Consider the following 7,149-nt stretch of genomic DNA (forward strand, 5'->3'; position numbering starts at 1 on the left):
GTTGCTCAACCCGCCCGAGAGGGCATAATCATGCCAAGGCTCTAATCCCCCGTGGGGGAAACTTCAGTGGCACGTCACTGGCGGCCGGCGCGGATCCGGTGGCACACTATCTTTCCTACGGGCGCGACGAGGGTCGGCAGGTCCGCCGGCCGAACGCCCCCGAAGAGTCCATCTCGCGATCGGCAACTGAGGAGTGATCTCTGCGCGCCGCTGCGGAGTCGCGCACCCGACCGCCTCACTCAACCGGAGGCCGCGTTCGTCTCCGCGCCGCTGGCCAGTTCGACGATCTCATTTGTGATCTCTTCCTGACGCAGCTGGCGCGAGCGGGCGATGAGGCCGTCCAACGTTTTGGCCACGTTGCTTCGCGCCGCGATCATGGCGCGCATGCGAGCTTCGTTTTCAGCCGCGAAGGAGAGCATTACCGCCTCGCAGAGTTCCGCGAAGACATATTCCTCGACGAGCTTTGCCAGCAGCACCTGCGGTGGCAGGGTGATGAGCGGGTCCATGGCGCTTGGCGGCAAGGGGAAACGACTGAAATCAAAGGGGACGAGTTGTTTTTCGACAACCTGCGGTAACTCCGCTCCGCTCGGTGTCTTGTAAAGCAACGTCACCCGCATGACGCGGTCGGTATCAAGCCGCGTGTAAAGCGCCTCGACGATCCGGTTGGCCAGTTTCGCCGCCTGGGCCGGATGGGCGACCATCGGAGCTGACCAATCGACGTCAAGCCCACGCTGATCCGCGGTCATCATTCCCCGATCGCCGACAACAAGAAGTTCGGTCCGTTGACAACGCACTTTGCGGCGCACCTCCTCGGCGGCCTTCAACACATGTTCGCTGAAGGCACCAGCGAAGCCCTGTTCCGCGCAAAGAGCGATGATGACGTGCGTGCCTGCCGTTCGCGGCACAGCTCCGGTACGTTCCGCAGCCGGCAGGAAAGTGAGCGCGTGTCCGATGGCGGTTGCAATCGTCTTGGCATAGGCGCGCACTCCGTCGAGCTGACTGCGCGCCTCGCGCGTTCTGGCGGCGGCAATACCGCGCATGGCCGTGATCACCGCGGAAAGCTGATGCACGGTGCGGATGCGCGCTTCGACGTCGCTAAGGCGCTCCGTCATGCGCTTGTCTCCGGCTTCGCGGCCGCCGCCAGATCGTGGGCCAGCGACTTGACGAGAGCGACAAGCCGTGTACTGACATCCTTATCGAGCGTACCGTTCTTTTCGAGACTGTCGATCTCGTCTTTCGCATTCGCGTCGAGACTGGCAGGTAGGCGCGCCCGCACCGCAGAGACAATCTCGACGGGCAAGTCATCAAAGGCACCATCGTTCAGCGCCGCGAGCAAGGCAACCTGATCGACGAGCCGCAGGCTTGCGAAGCGCGGCTGCGTCAGAAGAGCGCGAATGCGCTCGCCGCGTGCGATCTGCGCCTTGACCCGCGTATCGGAAATGCCGCCGAAGCGCGTGAACATCTCGAGTTCGAGGAACTGCGAATAGTCCAGGCGGATGCGTCCGGAGACTTCCCGCAGCGCTGGCTTCTGTGCCTTGCCGCCAACACGGCTAACACTCAATCCGACATCGACGGCGGGGCGGTGATTGGCGGCAAAGAGATGGGAGTCGAGCACGATCTGCCCATCGGTGATCGAAATCAGGTTTGTCGGAATATAGGCGGAAAGATTGCCTGCATCCGTTTCCGCCACAGGAAGCGCCGTCAGCGAACCGCCGCCTAGTTCCGGAGACAGCTTCGCGGCACGTTCGAGCATGCGGGCGTGAACGTAGAAAATGTCGCCGGGATAGGCTTCGCGTCCCGGCGGTTCGCGCGTGAGCAAAGCCAGTTCCCGATGCGTCGCGGCATGCTTGCTCATATCGTCAATCACGATCAGCGCGTGGCCACCGTGATCGCGAAAATATTCAGCGATGGTAAAGCCGGCAAACGGCGCGAGCCATTGCAGCCCCGGTGCTCCGGCCGCAGATGCGACGACGAAAATGCAACGCTCCGGCGCGCCATGCTTGCGCACGGATTCGACGACGCGTTCGATGGCTGTCGCGCGTTGTCCGACGGCAACATAAACGCAGATCACATCCGAATGCTTCTGGTTGATGATTGCATCGACAGCGATCGATGTTTTGCCCGTCGCCCGGTCCCCGATAATCAACTCGCGCTGTCCGCGCCCGATGGCAAAGAGCGTGTCGAGCACGAGCACGCCAGTCTCGACAGGCTCGGAAACGAGATCGCGTTCGATGATCGCCGGCGCGGGCCGCTCCACCGGATGATGGTCTTCCGCGATAACAGGCTCGTCGCGGTCGAGCGGCCGCCCCAGCGGATCGACGACACGACCGAGAAGGCCGGGTCCGACGGGCACACGCACGACTTCGCCAGTGCCGGTCACGCGAGAGCCCGCTTCGATCGCCACACTTTCATCGAGGAGCACGGCGCTAATGGTGTCGACATCGAGCGCGAGCGCGAAGCCGAGGCGTCCACCCTCGAAACGCAGTAGTTCGTTGAGCCTTACATCCGGCAAGCCTGAGACATGAGCAATACCATCCGCGACCTGCTCGACGCGGCCCACCGACTCCGCCTGCGGTGAAAGCTCCATCTTCGCCAGCCGTTCGCGGCTGCGCTTCAGCCAGTCGGTCTCGCTGTCGTCAATGGTCATGGCGCGTCAACCCGGCAGCAATGCGATCGAGATCGGCACGAAAGCTGTTGCGCACCACGGCATGGGGCGTGTCAATCTCAAGGCCCGCGATGAGCACGGGGTCGACCGCGACCGCGACCGAGATTGGCCGGCCGAGCGTCTGCGCGAGCTTCGCCCGGCACGCCTCCTTTTCCGCCTCCGTCAGATCGCGCGCCGCCTTGATGCAAACAGGTACCCCGTCGGCGCCGATGCCGGTGCGCGTTGCATCGGGCAGCGCCGCAACGCCCGCAACGAGTCCGTCGATGAACGACATGACGCGGGCTTCGGCTGGCAACTTCTCGAAGAGACGCGCAGCAATGTCAACCGCAAGGCGGCACGCATGATCGGCCTCCGCCATTTCCTCGCTCTGCCGCGCGCGGTCGATGTCGGCGTGGGCGGCATCGCGCAGCGTTTTGGCTTCCGTACGGGCAGCTGCAAGAAGCGCCGCCTTCTCCTTCTCGGCCTCGGCGACTGCCTTCTGCAGGATATCCGTTCGCGCGGCGGTAAGGCTCGCGGCCTCTTCTTTTGCCTTTGCCACTTCGGCTGCGGCTTCGGCCTTCGCGGCCTGCGCCTCATCGAGCGCCTCCGTCGCCGCAACCTGCCGCGCCGCGATCATTGCGGTGACGGGACGGAAGAAAAAGCGGCCAAGAATCCAGACCAGGACCAGCACATTGATGGTCTGAAGCCCGAGGGTCCACAAGTCGATATGCATGGCTGCGCCGCACTCACTTGATGAAGGGGTTGGCGAAGAGCACCAGCAGCGCGATCACGAGGCAATAGATTGCCATCGTCTCGATCATGGCCAATCCGACGAAGAGCGTTCGCGACAGTGTTCCCGCGGCCTCTGGCTGGCGGGCTATGGCATCCATCGCTGCGGCAACCGCACGCCCTTCGGCCAGCGCAGGCCCGATAGCGCCGAAGGAAACGGCAATGGCCGCGGCCGCAATGCTGATGATCTCGATGATATTATTCATGGCGTCTTCCGTTCCGTCTGCGTTGTTTCTCGTGTGGTCTTGCGTCGTTCGCCCACGGCGGCCCCGATGAAGACTGTCGCCAGCACCGCGAAGATGTAGGCCTGCACGGCGCCCGTCAGAAGATCGAGTGCCATGAGCGGGATCGGCACCAGAAGACCTGCAAGTGAAAGCACGATGCCGACCACGAAAACACCGCTCATGATGTTGCCGAAAAGGCGAACGATAAGCGAAAAGGTGCGGGTGATCTGCTCGACGATGTTGAGCGGAATCATCACCCAGGTCGGTTCGGCGAATGTCCGCAAGTAGCCGATCAGCCCTTGCGTCGCGATACCGTAGGCGATGGTGGCTCCGAATACGATCAGCGCCAGGGCCGCGTCGGTTTCAATATGCGCCGTCGGTGGCTCGATGCCGGGCACGAGCGACGACCAGTTGGCAAATAGCACGTAGATGAAGATCGTTCCGACAAGTGCCCGGTAAGGCGACGGATCGACTTGCATCGTATCGCTGATCTGCGTGTCGATTGCGCTGACGAGAGCTTCGAGCGAGGCTTGAGTCTTCGACGGCACGATCTGAAGGCGCCGAGTCGCCAGAAATGCGAAGCCGCCGATCAACGCCATGAGAGCCCAGGTGACAAGCACCGGCGAAGTGATTGGCACGGGGCCGATATGGAATACGGGCTCGATCGTCAGTGGGCTGTTCATGAAGCACCTCCAACATGCCGAAACACAATGCTCCGCGCCAGCAGAAGACCAAGCGCGCCCGCAAGCAGAGGCAATGCACCAAGCTTCGCAAGGCCAACCAGAAGCGCGATGAGCACTGCGAAACGAAAGAGTTGGAGGGCCAACGCTCGGAAGGGGTTGCCCCCGCTCATATAGACCTGGGTATTCCACCAGAGCGAACGGAAATGAAAGAAGCCGAGAAGAACGCCTGCCATCAAGCCGATGAACCCGCCGCCCAATGGTCCAAGCGATCTGAGAAAATCGGGAATGGCGCTCGCGAGGGTTCCATCATGCATGTGAGTGCATCCATTTCCACGCGGACCAGAATCCGATTGCCGCGCCTATCATCAGAAGAGGGGCGGAATAAAACACGCCGGTATCGAAGGTCCTGTCGAGCCAGCGCCCGAGAAAAAGGCCGAGCAGTGTCGGCATCACAATGGTCCAACCCAGAATTCCGATCTGGCCCAGGCGTGCGCCGAGCGAGGGCTCAGGGTCTTCGAGCCCTTGCTTCGAGCGCTCGGCTGCCCGCCGCGCAGCTTCGGCCAGCCTGTCCTCGGAATCGTCGTCTATGTTCGGCGACATCATGGAGCAGCCCCCATGGGCATGGAGGCGTCATTCGCGCCCATGCGCCCCGGACGCAAGTAGCGCATCAACTCGCGGACAGCCCGTGCATGGAGGCGCATCTGCTCCACGCGCATCTGGCACTCGGCATCCGTCTCCGCGGCGCGCATCGCCTCGACCTCGGCTTCAAGTTTCGCGAGATCGTCGCCAATTGTGCCCTGGCGACAGGCGATGGCTACATGCCGGCCATTCTCGACAGTCATCAATCCACCGCGCAGCGCGCAATAATGGGTGGCGCCATCGCGACTATGCCAGCGGATGACTGAGGCCGGCAGAACGGTGAGCAGATCTGTGTGGCCGGGCAACACCCCGAAGCTGCCGCTCTCATCCTCGGCGCGCACCGCATACGCATTCGCTTCGCTCACCAGAACGGCGGTAGGTGTTGTGATGGTGAGCTGCAGCATGTCGCTCATGCGGGGGCCTTCTCCACTGGCGGCGTGACGGAAGCGTCTGCGCTCTTCCGCGTAGCTGCCTCTTTGCGCCGTGCATCGTCGAGCGTACCGATCATATAGAGAGAGCTTTCCTGCCAGTCGTCGCAATCGCCGGCGAGAATGGCCTTGCATCCCGCGATCGTGTCGGCAACGGGGACGGAGCACCCCGGAACGCCGGTGATAGCCTCTGTCACGACAAAAGGTTGCGTGAGAAAGCGCTGAAGACGCCGCGCCCGCTCCACGATGATCCTGTCCTCGCTGCCGAGCTCCTCCATGCCGAGAAGGGAAATCACATCCTGCAATTCGCGATAATGCTCGATGGTGCGCCGTACCTCGATGGCGATCCGCGCATGTTCGTCTCCAACGATCATCGGATCCAGCAGGATCGAAGAGCAGGCCACGGGGTCTATCGCGGGATACATGCCCTCCGCCGCCATGGAGCGCGAAAGGACCACCATGCTATCGACATGCGCTGCAATCGTCGTCACGGCCGGATCGGTGAAATCATCCGCTGGCACATAGACGGCTTCGATAGCAGTGACCGAGGCACCACCCACCGAAGCAATCCGCTCCTGCAGCTCCGCAACTTCCGTCGCCAATGTCGGCTGGTATCCGACGCGGGATGGCAGCCGGCCGAGAAGTCCTGAAACCTCGGCGCCCGCCTGCACGAAGCGGAAGACGTTATCCATCAGCAGCAATACATCCTGATGCCGCTCATCGCGGAAATATTCAGAGATGGCGAGTGCGGTCATCGGCACGCGCCAGCGCGCACCGGGCGGCTCGTTCATCTGCCCATAGACCAGAACCGTTCGCGCAAGCACGCCGGAGTTCGTCATGTCGAGCAGCAGCTCGTGGCCCTCGCGCGAACGCTCGCCGACACCAGCGAAAACAGAGATCCCCTGATAACTCGCGACCATCGCATGGATGAGTTCCATGACGAGCACAGTCTTGCCGACGCCTGCACCGCCGAACATAGCCGCCTTGCCCCCCTGGGCCAGTGGCGCCAGAAGATCGATAACCTTGATTCCAGTGAGGAAGATATCCGACGCCTTGCTCTGCGCGGAGAACGCCGGCGGAGCGCGATGGATTGGGCGCCGCGGAACATCGCCGGCCAACGGCCCGAGTTTATCGCCAATGGCTCCCGTGACATCAAGCAGACGCCCCAGAACCGCATCGCCGACCGGTACCATGACCGGCCCGCCAACCCGGCGCACAATATCGCCCCTCTTCAGCCCTGCAGTCGCCTGCAGAGCGAGGCCGCGCACCCGGCGCTCGTCGAGATGGGCTTGCACCTCGGCCACCACAGATTGCCGTTCGGTGTCTTCGATCACGAGCGCGTCATTTATCGGGGGCAGCGCGCCGGCCGCAAAAAAGATATCAACCACCGCGCCCCGGACGGCGACAACCTTGCCTTCACATTCGGCTTTGTCATTCATCGGCGTCTCGCCTCACGCGCCAGGCGTCCACTGCGCGATTCAGCGTAACGATTAATCGTAGCGCCGCACAGCCGAGCCAACCAACGACGAAAATCGGCGTTCCTCCAACCAGGGCGCCCGGTCGATCCGTCTGAAGGCTAAACAAATCACCGTTCGTGGTCGCGAGCGTTGATCCCGATCAACCGTGCTCAGCGAACCACAATGCAAAGGTGTGTCAACGAAAGACGTAAGCGGTGTTTTGCCCCCACATTACCTCTGGCGTCGTGATCTGCGATCACCTTTTGATGGAAGATTGCAGGGAGT

General features: G+C 62.4%; 9 protein-coding genes. All 9 read right to left on the minus strand.

Annotated elements, in window-relative coordinates; translation table 11 throughout:
* Positions 1-239 precede the first annotated feature (239 nt).
* Genes F2P47_RS17405 through atpD form a run of 9 tightly spaced genes read right to left on the minus strand, consistent with a single transcriptional unit; the run spans position 240 to position 6,846 of the window.
* Positions 240-1,112, minus strand: coding sequence for a F0F1 ATP synthase subunit gamma (locus F2P47_RS17405; protein ID WP_152217664.1), 873 nt, complete (start codon positions 1,110-1,112; stop codon positions 240-242).
* Positions 1,109-2,647 (minus strand): F0F1 ATP synthase subunit alpha, encoded by a 1,539-nt coding sequence (locus F2P47_RS17410; RefSeq protein WP_152217665.1) that lies wholly within the window; start codon positions 2,645-2,647, stop codon positions 1,109-1,111. Before F2P47_RS17410 ends, F2P47_RS17405 begins: the two co-directional genes overlap by 4 nt.
* Positions 2,637-3,377 (minus strand): F0F1 ATP synthase subunit delta, encoded by a 741-nt coding sequence (locus F2P47_RS17415; protein ID WP_152217666.1) that lies wholly within the window; start codon positions 3,375-3,377, stop codon positions 2,637-2,639. Before F2P47_RS17415 ends, F2P47_RS17410 begins: the two co-directional genes overlap by 11 nt.
* Before the next feature lie 13 nt (positions 3,378-3,390).
* On the minus strand, positions 3,391-3,639 hold the full coding sequence (locus F2P47_RS17420; RefSeq protein WP_152217667.1) for a F0F1 ATP synthase subunit C: 249 nt from the start codon (positions 3,637-3,639) through the stop codon (positions 3,391-3,393).
* Positions 3,636-4,340: a F0F1 ATP synthase subunit A gene (locus tag F2P47_RS17425; protein ID WP_152217668.1), complete on the minus strand. Its 705-nt coding sequence runs from the start codon at positions 4,338-4,340 to the stop codon at positions 3,636-3,638. Before F2P47_RS17425 ends, F2P47_RS17420 begins: the two co-directional genes overlap by 4 nt.
* The gene (locus F2P47_RS17430) at positions 4,337-4,654 is read right to left on the minus strand and encodes an ATP synthase subunit I (RefSeq protein WP_152217669.1); all 318 of its coding nucleotides are present in this window, start codon (positions 4,652-4,654) and stop codon (positions 4,337-4,339) included. Before F2P47_RS17430 ends, F2P47_RS17425 begins: the two co-directional genes overlap by 4 nt.
* A complete protein-coding gene (locus F2P47_RS17435) occupies positions 4,647-4,943 on the minus strand; it encodes an AtpZ/AtpI family protein (RefSeq protein WP_185681194.1) in 297 nt (98 codons plus the stop codon). The genes F2P47_RS17430 and F2P47_RS17435 overlap by 8 nt, the downstream gene beginning before the upstream one ends.
* Positions 4,940-5,392 (minus strand): F0F1 ATP synthase subunit epsilon, encoded by a 453-nt coding sequence (locus F2P47_RS17440; RefSeq protein ID WP_152217670.1) that lies wholly within the window; start codon positions 5,390-5,392, stop codon positions 4,940-4,942. Before F2P47_RS17440 ends, F2P47_RS17435 begins: the two co-directional genes overlap by 4 nt.
* On the minus strand, positions 5,389-6,846 hold the full coding sequence (gene atpD, locus F2P47_RS17445; RefSeq protein ID WP_152217671.1) for a F0F1 ATP synthase subunit beta: 1,458 nt from the start codon (positions 6,844-6,846) through the stop codon (positions 5,389-5,391). Before atpD ends, F2P47_RS17440 begins: the two co-directional genes overlap by 4 nt.
* Positions 6,847-7,149 lie beyond the last annotated feature (303 nt).

This window comes from Parvibaculum sedimenti (genome assembly GCF_009184905.1).
GTDB lineage: Bacteria > Pseudomonadota > Alphaproteobacteria > Parvibaculales > Parvibaculaceae > Parvibaculum > Parvibaculum sedimenti.